General features: G+C 75.0%; 2 protein-coding genes. One reads left to right on the top strand and one right to left on the bottom strand.

The window, feature by feature from the left end:
* On the top strand, positions 1-1,194 hold a 1,194-nt coding region (locus tag D7V80_RS40695; protein WP_304988483.1), incomplete at its 5' end, for a 2-hydroxyacid dehydrogenase.
* A gap of 22 nt (positions 1,195-1,216) precedes the next feature.
* On the opposite strand, the gene D7V80_RS40700 is transcribed toward D7V80_RS40695, so the two are convergent.
* The coding region (locus D7V80_RS40700; RefSeq protein ID WP_147447395.1) for a cation-translocating P-type ATPase at positions 1,217-2,589 on the bottom strand (1,373 nt) is incomplete at its 5' end.

Below are 2,589 nucleotides of genomic sequence, written 5' to 3' on the forward strand. Positions count from 1 at the left end.
CCGTTGTCCCGGGCCGTGCGCGGCGCGCCCCCGCAGGAGTTGCACGCAGGCCCCGTGCACCGCGCAACGCTTGCGCCCCCCCAGCCCCCGGGGCCGGTGTCCCCGCCGCGCATGGCGGATGCAGAGTCCGGCGAGGAGCCCGCGGCCACCTTCACGCGCCGCCCAGGGGACACGCCCATGCGCATCGCCTTCTTCGACACCCACCGCTTCGACCGCACCGCCTTCGAGGAGGCCAACGCCGCGTTCGGCCATGAGTTCACCTGGTTCGAGCCCCGCCTGACGCCGCAGACGGTGGGACTGGCGGCGGGCTTCCCCGGGGTGTGCTCCTTCGTGAATGACCGGCTGGACGGCCCCTGCCTCCAGGCGCTGGCGAAGGGGGGCACGCGGCTGGTGGCGCTGCGCTCGGCGGGCTTCAACCACGTGGACCTGGCGGAGGCCGCCCGGCTGGGGATGACCGTCGTGCGCGTGCCCGAGTACTCCCCCGAGGCCGTGGCCGAGCACACCGCGGCGCTCGTGCTCGCGCTCAACCGCAAGGTGCACCGCGCCTACGCGCGGGTGCGCGAGTGGAACTTCTCGCTGGACGGGCTGGTGGGGTTCGACCTGCACGGCAAGACGGTGGCCCTGGTGGGGCTGGGGCGCATTGGCCGCGCCACCGCCCGCATCTTCCACGGCTTCGGCTGCCGGCTGCTCGCGGTGGATCCCCAGCTGAAGGACGAGGACGCGCGGCGGCTGCACCTGGAGCCCGTGGCGCTCCCGGAGGCCCTGACCCGGGCGGACATCCTCTCCCTGCACCTGCCCCTCACGCCCGGCACGCGCCACCTCATCGACGCGGCGGCGCTCGCGCGGATGAAGCCCGGCGCGATGCTCATCAACACCGGCCGCGGGGCGCTCATCGACAGCCAGGCCCTGCTGGCGGCGCTCAAGTCCGGCCACCTGGGGGCCGCCGGGCTGGACGTGTACGAGGAGGAGGAAGGCGTCTTCTTCCAGGACCTCTCCGGACAGGTGCTCCAGGACGACGTGCTCGCGCGGCTGCTCACCTTCCCCAACGTGCTCATCACCGCGCACCAGGCCTTCCTCACCCGGGAAGCCCTGGGCGCCATCGCCCGCACCACGCTCGAAAGCATCCGCCGCTTCGAGCGGGGCGAGCCCCTGGAGGCGACGGAGGTCCGGGCCGAGCAGGTGCGCCCGCGCTGAGAGGCCCGGCCCGGCCACCGCCTCAACCGCCAGCGGGGGCGCGCGCGCGGGCCCGCGCCACCCCGCGCAGCAGCAGCTTGCGCAGCTCCAGCACGCTCACCGGGATGAACCCCAGCCCCAGGGCGAGCGCGAGGTGCGTGGCCTCCAGCGGCACCAGCGAGAAGAACGCGGCGAGCGCGGGCACCTCCGGCAGGGCGACCTGCAGCGCCAGGGTGAGGGCCGCCACCGCGAGCAGCGGCCGGTTGTCGAAGGCGCCCACCTCCCAGTGGAGCAGCCCCACGCTGCGCGCGGCGAAGGAGCGCAGCACCTGGCAGCACACCAGCACGGTGAAGGTCAGGGTGCGCGCCTCCTCCACCGGCAGGTGCTGGAGGCTCCAGAGGAAGGTGCCCAGCGAGACAGCGGCGTCCAGCAGGCCCGTGGCCAGCACCGCCGTCCACTCCCGCCGGCCCAGCATGGGCTCCTCCGGCCGCCGCGGCGGCCGCCGCATGACGTCCGGAGGAGCGGGGTCCATGACCAGCGCCAGGGCCGGCAGCCCGTCGGTGACGAGGTTCACCCAGAGCAGGTGCAGGGGCAGCAGCGGCAGGGGCAGCCCCAGCAGCGACGCGCCGAGCATCAGCACCAGCTCCCCGGCGTTGCCCGCCAGCAGGTAGACGAGCGTCTTGCGGATGTTCTCGTAGATGCCGCGCCCCTCGCGCACGGCCGCCACGATGCTCGCGAAGTTGTCGTCCGTGAGGATGAGGTCGGACGCCTCGCGGGTGACCTCCGCGCCGGTGCGGCCCATGGCGATGCCGATGTGGGCCTCGCGCAGGGCGGGCGCGTCGTTCACCCCGTCCCCCGTCATGGCGACCACCTCCCCGCGCGCCTTCCAGCCGCGCACGATGTGGAGCTTCTCTTCCGCGGTCGCCCGCGCGTGCACGGTGCCCTCCGGCGATTCACCCTCACGCAGGAGGCCCAGCTCCTTCGCGATGGCCAGGGCCGTGGCGGGATGGTCGCCGGTGATCATCACCGTGCGCACCCCGGCCTCGCGCGCCGCGCGCACGGCCTCCACCGCTTCGGGCCGGGGCGGATCCGCGAGCCCCACCAGCCCCACCAGCGTGAGGTCCCGCTCGTCAGGGCCCCGCCCCTCCGCCACGGCCAGCACGCGCAGGGCGCGCCCCGCCAGCAGGGCCAGGGCCTCCGCCACGCCCGGAGGCACCTCCCGGCACAGCGGGAGGAGCGCCTCCAGCGCGCCCTTCACATAGAGCACGCCGTCCGAGCGCAGGACGCTCATGCGCCGCCGGTCCGAATCAAAGGGCTGCTCCGACACCCGGGGGCGCTCGCGCTCCACGTCCGAGCGCTCCACGCCCCGGGCCCGCGCCGCCGCGAGCAGCGCCAGCTCCGTGGGGTCCCCCGCGC

This window comes from Corallococcus sp. CA054B, from assembly GCF_003611625.1.
In the GTDB taxonomy this organism is placed as follows: Bacteria; Myxococcota; Myxococcia; order Myxococcales; family Myxococcaceae; genus Corallococcus; species Corallococcus coralloides.